Source organism: Vibrio sp. V09_P4A23P171 (genome assembly GCF_963875615.1).
Lineage (GTDB): Bacteria > Pseudomonadota > Gammaproteobacteria > Enterobacterales > Vibrionaceae > Vibrio > Vibrio anguillarum.
The window spans coordinates 76,919-94,522 of record NZ_CAWNMR010000005.1; the positions used below are offsets into that span (position 1 = coordinate 76,919).

At 43.7% G+C, this 17,604-nt stretch carries 16 protein-coding genes; 11 read left to right on the forward strand and 5 right to left on the reverse strand.

Features of this window, described 5'->3' with window-relative positions; translation table 11 throughout:
* The first annotated feature begins 275 nt into the window (after positions 1-275).
* On the forward strand, positions 276-1,562 hold the full coding sequence (locus AACT23_RS02510) for a DEAD/DEAH box helicase (RefSeq protein ID WP_026027722.1): 1,287 nt from the start codon (positions 276-278) through the stop codon (positions 1,560-1,562).
* A gap of 200 nt (positions 1,563-1,762) precedes the next feature.
* The gene (locus AACT23_RS02515; protein ID WP_088728812.1) at positions 1,763-2,383 is read left to right on the forward strand and encodes a LysE family translocator; all 621 of its coding nucleotides are present in this window, start codon (positions 1,763-1,765) and stop codon (positions 2,381-2,383) included.
* Between the two features lie 61 nt (positions 2,384-2,444).
* On the opposite strand, the gene AACT23_RS02520 is transcribed toward AACT23_RS02515, so the two are convergent.
* Complete coding sequence (locus AACT23_RS02520) at positions 2,445-4,361, reverse strand: bifunctional metallophosphatase/5'-nucleotidase (RefSeq protein ID WP_017047700.1); 1,917 nt, start codon at positions 4,359-4,361, stop codon at positions 2,445-2,447.
* 299 nt (positions 4,362-4,660) lie between these two features.
* On the opposite strand from AACT23_RS02520, the gene AACT23_RS02525 reads away from it, so the two are divergent.
* Entirely contained in the window at positions 4,661-4,870 is a 210-nt protein-coding gene (locus AACT23_RS02525; protein ID WP_026027723.1) for a hypothetical protein, read from the forward strand.
* 4 nt (positions 4,871-4,874) lie between these two features.
* On the opposite strand, the gene AACT23_RS02530 is transcribed toward AACT23_RS02525, so the two are convergent.
* Positions 4,875-5,126, reverse strand: coding sequence for a DUF1289 domain-containing protein (locus tag AACT23_RS02530; RefSeq protein WP_013857474.1), 252 nt, complete (start codon positions 5,124-5,126; stop codon positions 4,875-4,877).
* A 165-nt stretch (positions 5,127-5,291) separates the two neighbouring features.
* On the opposite strand from AACT23_RS02530, the gene AACT23_RS02535 reads away from it, so the two are divergent.
* From AACT23_RS02535 to AACT23_RS02560, 6 genes are all read left to right on the forward strand, one after another.
* A complete protein-coding gene (locus AACT23_RS02535; protein WP_026028018.1) occupies positions 5,292-5,735 on the forward strand; it encodes an META domain-containing protein in 444 nt (147 codons plus the stop codon).
* A gap of 203 nt (positions 5,736-5,938) precedes the next feature.
* Complete coding sequence (locus AACT23_RS02540; protein WP_094127029.1) at positions 5,939-7,078, forward strand: ABC transporter substrate-binding protein; 1,140 nt, start codon at positions 5,939-5,941, stop codon at positions 7,076-7,078.
* 20 nt (positions 7,079-7,098) lie between these two features.
* Positions 7,099-8,820 (forward strand): ABC transporter permease, encoded by a 1,722-nt coding sequence (locus AACT23_RS02545; RefSeq protein ID WP_094127031.1) that lies wholly within the window; start codon positions 7,099-7,101, stop codon positions 8,818-8,820.
* On the forward strand, positions 8,786-9,433 hold the full coding sequence (locus AACT23_RS02550; protein ID WP_094127033.1) for an ATP-binding cassette domain-containing protein: 648 nt from the start codon (positions 8,786-8,788) through the stop codon (positions 9,431-9,433). The genes AACT23_RS02545 and AACT23_RS02550 overlap by 35 nt, the downstream gene beginning before the upstream one ends.
* Positions 9,426-10,064 carry a CDP-alcohol phosphatidyltransferase family protein gene (locus AACT23_RS02555; RefSeq protein ID WP_094127035.1) on the forward strand — a complete coding sequence of 213 codons (639 nt, stop codon included), beginning with the start codon at positions 9,426-9,428 and terminating at the stop codon, positions 10,062-10,064. The genes AACT23_RS02550 and AACT23_RS02555 overlap by 8 nt, the downstream gene beginning before the upstream one ends.
* Before the next feature lie 158 nt (positions 10,065-10,222).
* Entirely contained in the window at positions 10,223-11,713 is a 1,491-nt protein-coding gene (locus AACT23_RS02560) for an EAL domain-containing protein (RefSeq protein WP_094127037.1), read from the forward strand.
* 75 nt (positions 11,714-11,788) lie between these two features.
* On the opposite strand, the gene AACT23_RS02565 is transcribed toward AACT23_RS02560, so the two are convergent.
* The 3 genes from AACT23_RS02565 to AACT23_RS02575 all read right to left on the reverse strand — a co-directional run bounded on the left by AACT23_RS02565 (position 11,789) and on the right by AACT23_RS02575 (position 14,895).
* Positions 11,789-12,721 (reverse strand): class I SAM-dependent methyltransferase, encoded by a 933-nt coding sequence (locus AACT23_RS02565; protein WP_094127043.1) that lies wholly within the window; start codon positions 12,719-12,721, stop codon positions 11,789-11,791.
* An 11-nt stretch (positions 12,722-12,732) separates the two neighbouring features.
* On the reverse strand, positions 12,733-13,428 hold the full coding sequence (locus tag AACT23_RS02570; RefSeq protein ID WP_017047706.1) for a TIGR01621 family pseudouridine synthase: 696 nt from the start codon (positions 13,426-13,428) through the stop codon (positions 12,733-12,735).
* 123 nt (positions 13,429-13,551) lie between these two features.
* On the reverse strand, positions 13,552-14,895 hold the full coding sequence (locus AACT23_RS02575) for a sodium-dependent transporter (protein ID WP_013857032.1): 1,344 nt from the start codon (positions 14,893-14,895) through the stop codon (positions 13,552-13,554).
* Positions 14,896-15,231: 336 nt separating this feature from the next.
* On the opposite strand from AACT23_RS02575, the gene cls reads away from it, so the two are divergent.
* On the forward strand, positions 15,232-16,686 hold the full coding sequence (gene cls / locus AACT23_RS02580; RefSeq protein ID WP_094127039.1) for a cardiolipin synthase: 1,455 nt from the start codon (positions 15,232-15,234) through the stop codon (positions 16,684-16,686).
* 80 nt (positions 16,687-16,766) lie between these two features.
* Positions 16,767-17,604 (forward strand): cystathionine beta-lyase (gene metC, locus AACT23_RS02585; protein WP_094127041.1); only part of this gene is annotated, 838 nt, incomplete at its 3' end.

Genomic DNA, 17,604 nt, shown 5'->3' on the forward strand with positions numbered 1-17,604 from the left:
TTTATCAAGGTTAATTACTTCTGCGTCATCATGATGCTACGCAAGTGTTGAGAGTCTACCATTTATTATCGGCTTCTGAAGTAAAAACATAATAGAAAGATAGGCAACCGCTATGAATCACCAATTCATCTCATTTGTGAACTCAAATACAATTGGTCAATAATGTAGGAAATTTATCACTGATCACGATAAACGTGAGATAAATCACTCTAAATCCTATATAGTGCACGGCTAAAATTAAGAACTGTAGGCTGTCTGCTTAAGGAACCCGTTAAATGTCATTTTCATCTCAAGGTTTTGCACCTGAACTTGTTAAAGCGCTTACTGAATGCGGCTATGAAAAACTTACCCCCATTCAGCGACAAGCCATTCCCGAGGCTCGTAAAGGGCATGATATTTTTGCAACGGCGCAAACTGGCACAGGCAAAACCGCAGCATTCGCACTGCCCGTTATTCAACATCTGTTAGATAGCGGCAAGCAACCTTCGCCTAAAACAGCGCGAGGCTTAATTTTGGCACCCACGCGTGAATTAGTGGCGCAAATTGCCCAGAACATTAAAGACTACGTCAAGTACACCAAACTCAGTGTCGCTGCTGTTTACGGTGGAAATAAAATGTCTTCTCAAGTTCGTCAGCTTGAAATGGGTGTGGACATTTTGGTCGCGACCCCTGGCCGATTAGAAGAGCATTTAAGTGAAGGTAATGTTTCACTCGCCAACCTTGAGTTTTTGGTTTTCGACGAAGCAGATCGAATTTTAGATATGGGGTTCATCAATCCCGTGCGTAAAATCATGCTGGAAGTGGAAACCTCACCGCAAATCATGATGTTCTCAGCCACTACATCCACTCAGCTTAACCAACTGGCGGGCGATATTTTACGCAAACCCAAACGCATTAATGCCGATCGTGCCAATACCACGGCCGCAACAGTGGCGCATGTGGTTTACCCTGTCGATCAAGAGCGTAAAACGGAACTGCTGTCTGAACTGATTGGCCGCAAAAATTGGCAACAAGTATTAGTGTTTGTGAACTATAAAGAGACGGCTAATGAAGTGGTTAAAGAGCTGAAACTGGATGGCATCAAGGCCGTGCTATGTCATGGCGATAAAGCACAAAGTGCACGTCGACGCGCTCTTGAAGAATTTAAAGAAGGCAAAGTGCGTGTCATGGTTGCGACCGATGTGGCTGCACGTGGTTTAGATATCGTCGACCTGCCACACGTGGTTAACTATGACATGCCATTTCTCGCCGAAGATTATGTACACCGCATAGGTCGTACTGGTCGTGCTGGCAAACAGGGACATGCTGTCTCATTTGTCAGTCGCGAAGAAGAGTTGACTGTTGTTCAGGTTGAAAACCTTATCCAGCAACGCATCCGCCGTGTTGAACAGCCTGGTTATGAGCCTAAACAGCGTGATGCCTACATTGAAAAACTTCACACAAAAGCGGCGTACAAAGATCGCCAAGGCCGTCGTAACAACCCAAATGACGAAAAGCCGGATCAAGCCTCAGCAGAACGTCGTTTGAACATGATGAATCGACTAAAAAATCGTAAGAAGTAAGCCATAACAACGAAAGAGCTGCAGCAATGCGGCTTTTTTCATCTCTGTGCATCCTATCTATGCTTCATCATCCCAAACGGTCATCTTTATTGGTTTCAATCCGTAAGTAGCACTGTCGTCAATTGCACAGCAAAGTGAAATAGTGAAGATTGTAATTAATGTGTATGCTAGAGCTCTTGTCTCTCAACACGGATTGATTAATGAGCAGTACTTTACTTCTGGCATTTATACCAACATTCTTTTTTGTTTCGATTACTCCAGGTATGTGCATGACATTGGCACTGAGTCTTGGGATGAGTATTGGTTATCGCCGAACTTTATGGATGATGATGGGAGAGATCGTCGGTGTGGCGTTCGTTTCCATCGCAGCCGTTTTGGGGATGGCTTCGATTATGCTCAATTACCCTTGGCTCTTTACCGGATTCAAAACCATCGGTGCCATCTACCTTGGCTATATAGGCATTCAGATGTGGCGCTCAAAAGGCAAGCTTGCCCTCAGTAGCGACTCACAAGTCACTCCCCATAACAAAGACTGGGATCTTGTCGTGCAAGGTTTTGTGACCGCGATTGCCAACCCTAAAGGCTGGGCGTTTATGATCTCCCTACTTCCGCCTTTTATTAATAGTGAAGCACCACTTGCACCTCAACTATTACTGCTGGTGTCCATTATTATGGTCTCAGAATTTGTCTGTATGACACTTTACGCAACAGGTGGCAAGGGGTTAAAACGAGCTCTAGGGCATTCAAAAAATGTGCGTCTAATGAACCGTATTTCAGGCTCATTGATGATAGGTGTTGGATTCTGGTTATTGATGAGTTAGTCGTTAAAGTAGTAGGCTCTGACTTTTGGCCAGAGCCTTAACCGTTAATTTAAAACTTTAGCTAATCTAAAACATTAGCATTCAATGCCTTGAGCAATACAATCTCTCGATTGATACGCTGTTTTTCAGCATCAGAAGCTTGGCTACTTTGCAAAATACGCGCATTGATCGCCTCTTCAGCCGCGGCCTTATTGGTAAAAAGTAGTGCTTTAACATTGATCGAGGCGATATTGCTATAACGCCCATCATCACTACTTGGTACATCAATTTGGCCACTATTAATTAGAGCTTTCACGATGGCACGTTCCGATTCATACCCTTGCAAACCTTCCAGCTTCCAACGTTGCATTGGTTTCCCTTCGTAGCGGCCTTGCTTCTCTTGGGTGAGATAGCGGATCGTTAGGTTTCTAATAGTTCCTTCCTCTTCGCCATATTCCGCTTCCGAGTCAAAAATAATCGGGAATGACCGCCCTTCAAGGCTACCCCCTTTCTGCGTCAAATGCCCCATTCGGTAACTATTCATACCCAACCGAATATCACTAGTATCATCAATCGGTTGTCCACCAGCAAAACGCAGATCTTTAATTCGCTTACCCGCAGGTTGAGTAAGATCAATGGTGTAAGTGACACCCGCAAAAAAATCATTGGTTGAGTATTTCGATGCGCGCCGCTTTGGATCAAAGCTATAAGTCACATCGCCTGGCGAGACGGAATTGAAATACCCAGCGGCCCATTCCATGTAGGTGCGCAGCTCTTTACCCGTCATTTGGTAAACCGTAATTTCACCACCAGCATATTGATAGTTAAACGCGATATCTTTTGCTTTGATTGGGCCAGTATCAAGTTGAGCTTGGTCATTATCAATTTGCAGTGCGATCACGTTTGCTTTTGGCGCGTAGAAAAAACTGGCTTCCTGAAACAGCGCACTGATGCCGGTATCTTGAATATGCACTTGAGGGATACCGCGTATTTCATCATCAGGAACCAAGTCAACTCCGTCAAGTATCGCAATTTCGCGATTGGCATTTTCTCGTAAGCGTTGATGATAAGGTGCGTACAGCGTTTCCATTTTCGAATCAGAATCAACACCTTTTATAGGGTAAGTGAAGCTGTCTTTATGAACGAGCGTGTATTTGCCATCCTTTTCTTCAAATTGGAAATCGATTCGAGATAAAACGCGTCCATATTTGTCAGGCTCGGTAATGATGACACCGTTTACCGTCGCTTTATCAATTTTAGTGTGCATGTGGCCAGCAACAATGGCATCGATTTCTGGGTTAGCATTGGCAATATCAGATACGCCCGTATCTTTGATGTCGTTTTCGTTATCCAGCCCCATGTGCGCAACCAAAACGATCGCATCGACATCATTTTTTATCTGCCCAATCACTTTTTTCACTTCAAGTGTTGGGTTAGTGAAGCTCATGCCTTCAAGGCGATTCGTGCCTTCAGCAAACACTTGTGTCATCGGAGTATCCATTCCAATGATACCGATCTTGACGCCATTTTTTTCAATAATTGTTGCGGCGGGTAAGAATGGATTGCCATCGGGCCTCTGAATATTCCCGGCTAACGCTCGGCCTTTAAATTGAGTCAGGGAGCGATTTAATACCGATAAACCAAAATCAAACTCATGGTTACCCAGCACCCAAACATCGTAGTTCATCTCATTAAAACCGAGCATCATAGGGTCTACGGCTTCATGCTTAAACGTTTCAACAAAGTTTCCCTGAATCGTATCTCCCGCATCCACTAAAATAACGTTTTTATCTTGCTCTCGTATCTGTTTAACCTTGGTGGCGATTTGACTTAGGCTCCCCTGCATATTCAGTTTGTCAGCAGCATAATCCCATGGCATAAAATGCCCGTGAATATCGGAAGTACCAAGAATGGTAACCTGATGAATATCGCCATCAGCAGCGAAAGAAGAAGCGGCAATAGAAGCAAGTATTGCGCTAGTAACAATTTTTAGTTTCATAACATACTCATACGTATAAACAGGCTTTCATTAAAACAGAGTGGATATTATTGATTTTATAAATATGTTTATGTGATGGGGTCGCTCATTCGGTTGCAACACTAAAAAGCAATCACAAAATTTCGAGAGCGATCTCTCTTTAAATAGATTCTATGGCTTAAAGAGCGTTAATCGAGCCAAATCAGGCGGTTAATTTTTAATCATAAAATTGAGCAAATTTTAAGCAGATCTTTGATTGACGCTGTACTGGATCGCTTCTATTTTTTCTATTAGTTACCACAACAATGGAGGTTATAGAAATGAAACGCGCAAGTTCCACTTATCGATTACAACTGATAAAAGATGTTGTAACGCGGCACCAACGTACGGATCCAATGGCGAACTATATTCAACAGCTTCTGACAGAAAAACCCAACATGGAACAACCCGATGTGAATAAACGTTTTCACGGTAATCATTTTGATGAACATGCTGGTGGTTGGGTAAGTGATTTTTGGGGAATGAAGTAATTGATTAAAACAGATCGCGCTGCGGGTTCGTTTCTGGCTCGGAATCTGCTTTGTTTTGCGCTTGTTGTTTCTGTTTTTTCCGCTTATAGCGCTGTTGGCATAATTTTATGACATGCAGTTGCTGCGCAGCAGTCATTGAGAGCCAGTTAAAACGCTCTTCCCTTTTACGCATACAGCCTTGGCAATAACCTTTGTCATCAACTGAACATACACCGATACAAGGGCTCAGCACTTTAAAAAATTCGAGTTGCTCCATGGTTACTCAATTATTTTTCCAATTTAATGTCCACCACATAAGAGTAACGTGTGTCACTTCCTGATTGCAAACTGTGACGCATATAAAACAATCACCTTATACTGACAAAAACAGTACTCAATTTTATATACTGTGCGCGTTTTCCAAATTCTGGGGTCTAATACGATGAAGTTTAGTTCAAAAAAATGGCTAGCCGCAATTTCGCTACCTGTATTGGTGAGTGCCTGTGCAAGTAATGGTGATGTAGAAAGCATTACCGCTCAAGATTTGCAGCATCACAATTGGCAACTGGTGCAAATTGATGGCAAGGACGTGGTCAATAATGACAAACAAAAAGCACCGCGATTAGAAATCGGCGAAAAGATGATGGCTAGCGGTAACGCAGGTTGCAATAACTTTTTTGGGCAAGCCGAGCTAAAAGACAACCAATTCCGCATCGAAAAAATGGGCATGACCATGATGATGTGTATCGGTGATGTCATGGATACCGAGCAGGCGTTTTCTCAAACATTGTCAGATTGGAGCGAGATCAACCTGACTAAAGATAGCCTAACGCTTAAAAATGAGGTTCACACGCTCACCTTTACTTTACGTGATTGGGTAAATTAATTTCAGTCATTCTTCTCATGGCAGTCTTCTCCATCAGGCTGCCATTTCCGTAGACCACCTCACACATCATTCACCTATCTGCGACTTCTGCTTTTTCTCACCAATTCAGATCTTTTGTTTTTTTTCGTTCATAATGAATGAACATGGAAATATCTCCGGTCTATTCACTAAGTCACTGAATAAAGCGATCTTTAAGGATAATTATGAAAAAGCTCATCACCTTACTCTGCACGTGTGCCTTCGCACTTTCCGCGTCAGCGCAAACTTGGCAACAAACCACAGATGCAGCTAAAGGACAAACCGTTTACTTTCACGCGTGGGGAGGCAGCCAAGAGATTAATGAGTACATCCGCTGGGCAGGCAATGAGCTTCAAGATCGCTACGGTATCGAGTTAAAACAGGTGAAAGTGACCGATATTGCCGAGACAACAACACGGCTTATTGCAGAAAAGGCGGCCGCTAAAAATAATAATGGCAGTGTCGATCTAGTATGGATTAATGGTGAAAACTTTAAGTCCATGAAAAATAATGGTTTACTGTATGGTCCATTTACGGAGCGTTTACCTAACTGGCAATATGTTGATTCCTCACTGCCGATCGATCAAGATTTTTCAGAGCCGACTCTTGGCCTTGAAGCGCCTTGGGGTGTAGGACAACTGGTGTTTATTTACGATCAGGAAAAGCTCAATAACCCACCCCGTTCATTTTCAGAAATGTTGAGCTACGCAAAGGCGTTTCCGAATCGTGTTAGTTACCCTCGTCCTCCTGAGTTTCATGGCACCAGTTTCCTTAAAGCCTTATTGATTGAACTAACAGAGAACGATGTTGCCCTGTCTAAGCCTGTGGATGAACAAAATTTTGCCATAGTGACGGCGCCCCTTTGGCGCTATCTTGATGAATTCCATCCTGTGGCCTGGCGTCAAGGCAAGCAGTTTCCCAGCGGTTCTGCTCAAATGCTGCAATTGCTTGATGATGGTCAGCTTGATCTTTCCATCAACTTTAACCCCAATGCTGTTTTTTCCGCTCAAGCAAATGGAACGCTAGCGGCCTCTACCCGCTCCTACGCGTTTGAAACAGGGGCTCTTTCTAACATTCATTTTCTCGCCATTCCTTGGAATGCGAGCGCCAAAGAAGGCGCATTGGTTGCGATCAATTTCTTACTCAGTCCGGAAGCACAATCTCGTAAAGGTGATCTTTCCATTTGGGGAGATCCATCGGTATTACAAAATGAGTTCTTAAGTGGCAGCGCCAAGAAAACTCAGCTGTTTAAATCAATCGCCGAACCACATCCAAGTTGGCAAACAGCGCTTGAAGCCGAATGGCAACAACGCTACGGCCACTAAAGAGACTGAGATAAAGCCCGATGTTTAGAGCAAGCTATTTGCTGATTATTGTCATCTGTATTGCCCCAGTTGTTCCCGGCCTACTTGGGGTCATACTCTCCTCATTGGGCTATATTCCTCCCGTTGGCTTGCACCACTTTTCTCTAGATGGCTACATCGCCATCTTACAATGGTCGGGAGTCGGGCAATCTCTACTACTTAGCATAGGTTCTGCGTTAATCAGTACCTATCTCGCCGCAGCGATCTGCTTTGTGATATTGCAATCATTATGGCACAGCCGTCACTGGTCAAAAGTAGAGAACGCTTTATCACCGTTACTGGCTATGCCTCACGTCGCTTTTGCCATTGGTTTTGCTTTTTTATTCTCACCAAGCGGCATGACGGATCGCCTTTTGTATCATCTGTTTGGAACCTCATTCATGGGAGATGGCGCTTCACTTTTAGTACGCAATCCTTATGCTGTCGGATTAACCTTAGCGTTAGCACTTAAAGAAGTTCCTTTTTTACTGCTGATGAGCATCCCCATTTTGCAGCAATTAAACATTGATAAACTGCAACAAGCAGCGGCTTCGCTGGGTTATTCTCAACCCCAACTATGGCTAAAAGTGCTCTTCCCACAGTGGTTAAATAAACTGCGGTTTGCCCTCTTTGCCGTGATTGCCTACGGCGTATCCGTTGTCGATTTAGCGCTCATTTTAGGCCCCAATAATCCACCAACGTTTGCAGTATTGGTATGGCAGTGGTTTAGTGACCCTAACTTAGCCTTAATTCCTCGCGCCGCCGCTGGCGCCGTTCTGTTGTTTATACTTGCAAGCGCCATGTTATTGATCGTTCTCTTCATCGAAAAGTGTTCCACGCAACACTACAAACGCTGGCAATACTCAGGCCGCTATGCGCTTTCCTTGCCAGGAAAATCACTGTTTTTATTCATCATTACCTTATCTCTGCTGATGTTGCCTTTAATGGTGGTTTGGAGTTTTGCACAACGTTGGCGCTTTCCAGATTTATGGCCCAGCCAGTTCAGTACCCGTTTTTGGGACAACGAATGGTTGAATATCGCACCAACCATTTATCAAAGCGTACAATTAGCGCTATTCAGCACTGTGATTGCGCTGGTGTTATCTCTACTCGCTCATGAGTATAAGCTCAAATATCAGCGCCATTTACCCAGTTATTTGATCGCCTTGCCAATGCTCATTCCTCAGCTTTCACTGTTATTTGGCATGCAGATCGCCACACTCTTTTTAGCCAGCGATCAGTATTGGCTTTGGGTTACATGGTCACATGTATTCTTCGCCTTTCCTTTTGTCTACCTTGCGTTGGATGGCCCGTGGCAAAGCTACAATCAAAACCTGACTAAAGCAGCGTTGAGTTTAGGAAAAACGCCGTGGCAAGTATTTTGGCAAATTAAAACGCCGCAACTCTTACCAGCCATCGTTTACGCGGCAGCGGTTGGAATGAGTGTGAGCTTAGCGCAATATTTGCCGACTTTAATGCTCGGCGCAGGAAGGATCGCTACTATTACTACCGAAGCCGTTGCACTCTCAAGTGGCTTTGACCGCAGAGTCACCGCCATCTATGCAATTTGGCAAGCCCTACTGCCTTTAATTTTTTTCACCTTGGCGATTGTGATCAGCCGCATTCAAACTCATCGCCGTACCATGAACCCTATTGTTAAAAAAACTGCCCGTAAGGAAGCCATTACTCATGACGTTCTGCCTCGAAAACCTCGCCATCCATAAACAAAATGGTGAAGTTCTCTTATCGGATTTAAATATCACCATCTCCCCAGGTGAAATTGTTAGCTTAATGGGGCCGAGCGGCTGCGGAAAATCAACGCTACTTAATGTAATTGCGGGTCATTTGGGGAGGAATTTTAGCTTCCAAGGCAGAGTTATACTGGACGATGTCGACATCACTTTGCGGCCTGCACATCAGCGGCAAGTCGGTATTTTATTTCAAGATGATCTGCTCTTCCCACATCTGACGGTTTGGCAAAATTTGGCTTTTGCCTTACCCAACTCGGTAAAAGGCCATGAACGGCAGTCTCAAGCAGAAAAAGCATTACAGAAAATTTCTCTCGAACATCTTGCCAATGCTTACCCAGAACAGATATCTGGGGGGCAGCGAGCACGTATTAGCTTGGCTCGCATGCTACTGGCTCAACCTAAACTGGCACTATTGGATGAACCATTTAGTAAGTTAGATAAAGCACTGCGGATCCAATTTAGGGATTGGGTCTTCAATCAACTGGTCGCCGAAGGCATTCCGACCTTGATGGTCACGCACGATAAAGACGATGTTCCGCCTAACAGCCGCATTTTAACCTGCTCATGGGAGAGCGCACATGCTTGATCGATTTAGTGTCAAAATCATTCGTTGGCCACTAGAGAAAACAGCTCAAGGGCTTCATCGCTTAGGCATTACAGCGAATCAAACGACACTCTGGGGTTTTGCTTTAGGTTGCTGTGCACTTCCTGCACTTGCTTTCTCGCAGTACACGCTGGCATTAATTTTCATCATACTAAACCGAATAGCAGATGGCCTTGATGGTGCGTTGGCAAGAATTCAAGGGGTCAGCGATGCGGGAGGATTTCTCGATATCAGTTTAGATTTTCTGTTTTACTCGCTCATCCCGTTTGGTTTTGTGCTGGCTTCACCTGAGCACAATGCGGTAGCTGGCGCCTTTTTGATCTTTTCTTTTATCGGTACGGGAAGCAGCTTTCTTGCCTTCGCCGTGATGGCCAGCAAGCGAAACATCCACAGCCCTATCTACAAGCATAAATCGCTGTATTACATGTCAGGCTTGACTGAGGGTACGGAAACGATTGCTTGTTTCGTCCTGTTTTGTCTTTTTCCTCAACATTTTGCCTTAATAGCTTATCTATTCGGCGGCGCATGCTGGTTCACCACCATTACCCGCATTTATTCTGGATTTCAAACACTCTCTAACACTCTCTCACGTCAAGAATACAACCATGATTAACGCTATCACTTTTGGCTTCGAACTACGGCTTCAAATCCAGATAATGCAGTACATTGGGTAATCGTATAACTCTTCGAAATTCTCATCAATTGAACCAGTGGCATGCTAAACTGCGCACTTACTAACGCAGTGGCATAACGATGCCTAAGGTTGCATTTATGACTTTGACCAGACCCGTTAAAATAGCGATCTTACTCTTTCTGATCCCGACTCTTATTTTTTCGTTAGCCATCCCGATATTAATCAATCCGTTGACACGCTATGTGCTGGAAAGCAAACTCGATACCGTCAATCTTTACTTGGCCAATAGAGCTCAGAGCTTAAATGATATGATTTTAGATCAAGTCGCTCAGATAAATTATGAATGCCAAGCAAGCGATATGTCATTAATTCGTGATTCCAAGTACTACAACCGATTTATCAGAATGATCGCGGTTGTCAACAAAGACGGGCGTAGCTGCTCGACTGTCGGTTTCCCATTACAACTTTCGGATGAGTTGAAAGCCTATGACCTCTCTTCAGGGTTTTACATGTCCACCACTCCCGCACTTTTTGATACAGAAAAAGAGCTACTTATTTATTATCAAAAAGAAGGTAATCGAATTTTTTGGATATTAGACAGTAGCTGGCAAGAAGAGATATTAAAAGGTGATTGTATAAATTGCTTTTTATTAAATTTTCATTATTTATCGCCTAGTTTAAATGGATTGAGAATGAGTCGAGGCAATAAAGAGATTGCTTACCAAGACCACATCACAACCATTAGTTACACCATAAAAGAGTTTGATATTCAAGAAACACTCTCTGTTGGTAAAGAATTCAACCAATATCTTTACTACCAATTAATATATTGGGGTTATCCCATTGCGCTAGCAATTGGTATCTTATTATCTGTTTTTTATTTAAAGTTCAGAAATTATAAAAACTCAATTCAAGGATTAATTCTTAAAGGCATTAAAGATAAACAATTCATCCCTTACTACCAAGCCATTCTTGATAGCCGAGAAGAGAGAGTTATTGGCTATGAGATCTTAGTTCGTTGGTGCAAAGGCAAGGAGATGGTTCCACCAAATGAGTTCGTTGGTCCGGCGGAAACATCCGGTTTAATCATCCAGATAACGAATCAAATCATAAGAAAAGTAATTGATGATTTAGAACAATTCGATGTGCAGCAATGGGTGAGTATCAATATCGTGCCAGCCCATATTGAAAGTGGTGGCTTAGCAGAAACACTAGAAGAACTCAATTGGCCGACCACCAAACAGATTCATTTTGAAATAACAGAAAGAACGCCATTTATTAATATTGAAAATGCAGGTAGGGCACTATCTCATCTTATGGCAAAAGGCTATAAATTCAAAATTGATGATTTTGGGACAGGCTACGGTGGTTACTCATATATACAAAATCTTGGTATTTCTTGTATTAAAATAGACAAGATGTTTATTGATACGATTGGAACTGACGACTTAAAAATAAAGGTACTCAATTCTATTATTCTCTCAGCACAAGAAGCTAATATTGAAATTATTGCTGAAGGCGTTGAACGCGGAGACCAAGTTGATTATCTTGCTACTCGTGCTGTGTATCTTATCCAAGGATTCATCTATTCTAAACCCTCACCGATTGAACATATTTTGCAAAATTAATAATTCCTGAAGTCAGGAGCAATCACACCATAACCAACTTTATTATGGCGTGATCTTACCTAGTCTCCATTCTACTTAGGAGAAAATCAGTGCTTTCAGGCTGGCTTGCGGATCAATATCTTCAAACTCTGGTGGGTTTTCTAGGCGAGCTTGAAAAGTAAGTGATGGCGCTTCCACCTTCATCCCTTCGATTAAAAAGTCGCAGGTTACGGCTGGTGAATTAACGCATGCAAGCACTTCGCCGCCTTGTTCTAACAACTCTGGTAAACGGCGTAAGATACGTTGATAATCTTTAGTCAGCGCAAAGCTGCCTTTTTGAAACGAAGGAGGATCAATAATAATCAAATCATATGGCCCTGATTTTTTGATTTTCCCCCAAGACTTGAAAATATCATGTCCAAGAAACTTCACTGAATTGAGATTGTGGCCATTTAATTGATGGTTTTCACGGCCTTTAGCCAGTGATGCTTTGGCCATATCGACATTCACAACTTGGTCAGCACCACCAGCAATAGCTGCTACTGAAAAACCGCAAGTATAGGCAAATAGATTCAGTACATTTTTATGTTTAGCGTGAGATGAAACCCACTCACGGCCGTAGCGCATATCCAAAAACAGCCCGAAATTCTGGTTACGCCCAATGCTCAATTGGTACTTTAAGCCATTTTCGACCACCACAGGGAAAGGCTCTAATTCTCCCCATACTGTTTCTGAAGGCGCGCCATCGGCATATCGATGCTGAAGTAAAACACAACGACCTTGCTTTTCTAGCCATAACGGACGGGTTGTTAGGTGCGACAAACCCGCTTTTAACTCCGCGAGAAAATCTTCTTCGACATTTTTAAATAAGTTGACGACTAACTGCCCTTGCAACCAGTCACAGGTGAGCTGTTCTAGACCTGACCACTGACGACCTCGGCCATGAAATAAGCGGCGAATTTCACCGGTATTACAAGAGAGCTGCTGCTCAATATGGGTAAAAAAGTGAGGAAGCGATGAGCGTTGCATTGTTTGTTCTGTCATTTGTTTACTTTCGGCCAAACTAGATTCCAAGGTGTTAACCAAGATTCAATCCCTTGGCTAACAATGTCTGAGTTCCATTTCTGCCCCATCGCTACTTGATTGCGTGGGTCGCAGATAAATTGATACCACAGATCCTGATAGCAAAAACGTAACGCAAAAGCGTGTAGATAGCCTCTATCAGAATCATCATGAAAATGATAAATAGGGTCACCGACAATCGCAGAGCCGAGTGATTTCAAAGCGACCCTAATTTGGTGGGTTTTTCCGGTAAAAGGTTTACATAAAAAGAGACGTTCACCCGGCTCAGCAGAGCAGGAAAAAAACTGCGTTACGGCAGGGTTATTTTGTGTCGCCACTAACTTCCACGACGAACGTCGAGAGCGTTCCATATCACCGCTTATCAAACCCTGTTTCTTTTTAGGCTTTTTACTGCCAATGGCAAGATAGAATTTCTCGACTTCCCTTGCTGCAAAGTTTTTAGACAACTCACTGGCCGCAGCTTGGTGGCGGGCAAGCAATAAAATGCCGGACGTCATTTTATCCAACCGATGAACTAAGTAGAGCTGGCCATCACCTGAAACCTTACCCACTTCTTGCAGCAGCATTGTATCCCCGTCATCTTTGTGCACAGAAACATTGGGATGCTTGTTGATGATGAGAAAGTCGTTGTGAGTATAAAGAATATCAAACATGTGAATCACTAACTGCAGAATAGGCGGCTGAGTATAGCGTTAAACAACACAGATACCAATAAATGCAAGGTTCAAGGCCGTAGGATGATAAAAAGGCTCTCGGATGAGAGCCTTAGGAATGCGCTAAATTAATGAATAAGCAAACACCATTAAAATCGCCACGGGGCAAACAAAGCGCACGTACCATGGCCAAATTTTCCAGAATAGGCTTTGTGCAATGTCTGGGTTACCTTGTTTGATCTCATCAAGCAATTTATTACGATGCCAAACCCAACCCACCACAATAGCCCAAACCACACCTAATAAAGGTTGCATATAGACGGTCGAGACGTTAGCCACTAGGTTAAATAACGCCCCAAAGTTAAGGGAAATGATGATGCTCAGCAGCGCAATGGCTCCACCGATCATCCATGTTGCTTGGCTACGAGTCATTTTTAGTTCATCTTGCGCGCAAGATACTGGTACTTCTAGCATAGAAATTGAAGAAGTTAGCGCTGCGATAACCATCAAAATAAAGAAACCAAAACCGAGCAACACCCCTGCACTGCCCATATTATCAAACATCGCAGGCAGCACGGTGAAGACTAAATCGCCCGAACTCATCAAGTTGCCTGCATCATCAAAAATTTCGACACCATGATTTTTAGCCACAAACATTGCTGGGAGAATCAAAAGGCCAGCTGCAAACGCCACTCCCGTATCAATCGCCGCGACTTGCGCCGCTGTTTTTGGCAAATTAACATCTTTCTTAAGATATGAGCCATAAACGATCATCGCTCCAACGCCTAAAGAGAGAGAGAAGAAAGCTTGCCCCATTGCGTCTACTAATAAACTGGGAGTGATGTGCGCAATATCAGGGATCAAATACATCTTCAATCCTTCCATTGCCCCATCTTGGGTAAAGATATAAGCAATCATAGCGCCGAATAGAATAAAAAGCACTGGCATCAAACGGGTAGACCATTTTTCAATGCCGTCCGCGACACCTTTTCGCACAACATAAATAGTGAGCAAAGAAAATGCGAGAGCCAGTAAAACATTGCGTAAGCCGCTAAAATTCACTAACCAATCGGCCGCCGTCTGTAAACCCAACAGGCCTAATATAGGGGATGCCGCAAAACCCATAAGCCATCCGGCAAGAATGGAGTAAAAACTGAGGATCATCGATGAGGCAATCATCGCGATAATGCCAAACAGTGCCGCCGCCGCACGATTTTTGGTCCAGATACTTCTTAAAGAAGCGATGGGGTTAGATTGTCCATGTCGCCCGATCGTCAATTCCGCAACCAGCATTGGAAACGCCAGCAAGAATACCATTGCCAAATAAATCACTAAAAATGCCGCGCCACCATTACTTGCCGCTTTGGTCGGAAAACCCCACACATTCCCTAGGCCAACCGCAGAACCTGCAGCCGCCATAATAAAACCAAGTCTCGATGAGAAATGACCTCTTGAACTACTTGCCATAAACTATTTACCAATGTTGTGTTTGTTAGGCAGTGCTAAAAGTGAGTGTAAACTTTTAATTACACAAGTTATAATTTTTAGTCGCACTGAGATGGTGGCAAGTAAAACAGTTTGAGATTAAAATTGGAAGTCCGAACGATATAAATTATGGATTAGACCGTAGTTTTATAGTTCAATTGTTGCTTTTTTATCCTCAGATCATTTTTTTAAACTGCTATGATCACTTTAGTAACACAATTCATCTGTTACTATTTTCATATTATTCACGCGATAAACTTCCTTACTTTTCCCTTTCCCTTTACTATCGTGACTTATTCTATCGACAAGATTAATGGCATGGACAAGGTTTACCACGTTCTTACTTTAGCAGGCATCGCACTCTATTGGTTTTTGGTCGCCGCAGTCACGCTACGCGTTGTATTGAAACGCCGAGCGGTGAGTGTTTCTCTGGCTTGGCTGATGGTGATTTATATCATTCCGATTGTGGGAGTGATCTGCTACTTTCTTTTTGGTGAGCTAAATTTAGGGCGCAAGCGTGCAGAGCGTGCGAAGGAAATGTTTGCTCCATTTGGTGATTGGTTTAGACAGCTTAACGATTGCCAAGCTCATGCCCCTGAGGGAATGGGTGCTCAAATTTATAAAATTGATGAACTGTGTAACCACCGTATGGGGATTCCGGCCTTAAGTGGTAATACGTTATCACTGCAAACCTCCCCTAACGAAATTCTGCATTCCATTATTGCCGACATTGAACAAGCTCACACCAGCATTCAAATGGTCTTTTATATTTGGCACCCAGGTGGATTGGCGGATTCGGTTGCGTCGGCTCTGATCCAAGCGGCCAAACGAGGTGTGCACGTTAAGCTGCTGCTTGATTCCGCAGGGAGCCCCCGCTTCTTCAAAAGTCATTGGTATACCATGATGAAAGACGCAGGAGTTGAAGTCGTCCAAGCGTTAGAAGTGAGCCCGTGGCGGATGTTCTTACGCCGCTTAGACCTACGCCAACATCGTAAAATCATTGTTATCGACGATAAAATTGCCTACACAGGCTCGATGAATTTGGTTGACCCGGCCTATTTCAAGCAAAACTCCGGTGTGGGTCAATGGGTCGATATCATGGTGCGGGTCACTGGTCCTGCGGTCAATGTGCTGTCCGCAGTACATTGCTGGGACTGGGAGGTGGAAACGGGAACACGTATGTTACCAGCACAACCAGAATGCACAATTGGTCCGGATCAGCCCCATCATCCAGTACAGGTTGTCCCCTCAGGCCCTGGTATGCCAGAAAACTTAATCTCCCAAGTGTTAACACTGGCGATTAATCAGTCAAACCAATCCGTTAGGATCACTACCCCTTACTTTGTGCCTAGTGCAGACCTATTAGCAACGCTAAAAATGACCGCTCAGCGCGGTATCAATGTTGAGATCATTATTCCACATAAAAATGACTCGTTGATGGTCAAATGGGCATCTCGCGCATTCTATGGTGAGCTACTGGAAGCAGGGGTGAAAATATACGAATTCTACGGTGGTTTACTGCACACTAAGTCCGTCGTGATCGATAACCAGTTCTGTCTTGTCGGTACAGTGAATATCGATATGCGCAGCCTATGGCTCAATTTTGAAGTCACGCTCGCGATTGAAGACCAATCCTTCACTCAGGAAATGAACTGGCTACAGCAACACTATATAGAACAATCTCACTTGGTTGAGCTACCAATATGGGAGCAACGCCCGTTGTATCATAGGTTTTTTGAACGATTGTTCTATCTGTTTAACCCTCTGCTATAAACTTTTTATCTGACTGGGGTTGCCAAGCTAGGCAACTCCATGTTTTAAATAACGAACTCTCTCCCAGACAAGGATTTCGGATGTCAGAAGGTAAAAAAACACAGTTGGTCAATGCGGGTCGTAGTAAAAAGTGGACCAATGGCGTTGTCAACCCACCTATTCAGCGCGCCTCTACCGTTGTATTTGATAGTGTGGCTGAAAAAAATCATGCCACCGTCAATCGGGCTAATAAAACACTCTTTTATGGACGCCGTGGTACTCATACGCACTTTGCGTTCCAAGAAGCAATGGTGGAAATTGAAGGTGGTGTCGGTTGTGCGCTTTTCCCTTGCGGTGCGGCCGCCATTGCCAATAGTATTCTTTCCTTTGTGCAAATGGGTGACCATATTCTGATGGTCGACACTTGCTATGAACCTACTCGTGATTTTTGTGAAAAAATCATGGAGAAAATGGGCATAGAAACGACCTACTACCCACCGAGCATAGGTGAAGGAATCCGTGCTTTGATCCAACCCAATACCAAAGTGTTGTTCACTGAATCACCCGGATCGATCACGATGGAAGTGCAAGATATCCCAACCTTAGCGCGGGTTGCACATGAACATGACATCATTGTCATGCTGGATAACACTTGGGCGGCGGGCGTGAACTTTTCACCTTTTGAACATGGTGTTGATATTTCGATCCAAGCGGCGACGAAATACATTGTTGGCCACTCAGACGTGATGTTAGGAACAGCGATTGCCAATGAAAAATGCTGGGATCAATTACGAGAGCAAAGCTATTTGATGGGACAATGTGTCTCACCTGATGACGCTTATTTAGGGCTACGAGGGCTAAGAACGTTAGATGTTCGCTTACGTCAACATGCTCAAAATAGCTTAGCCATTGCACACTGGTTAGCAGACCAACCTGAAG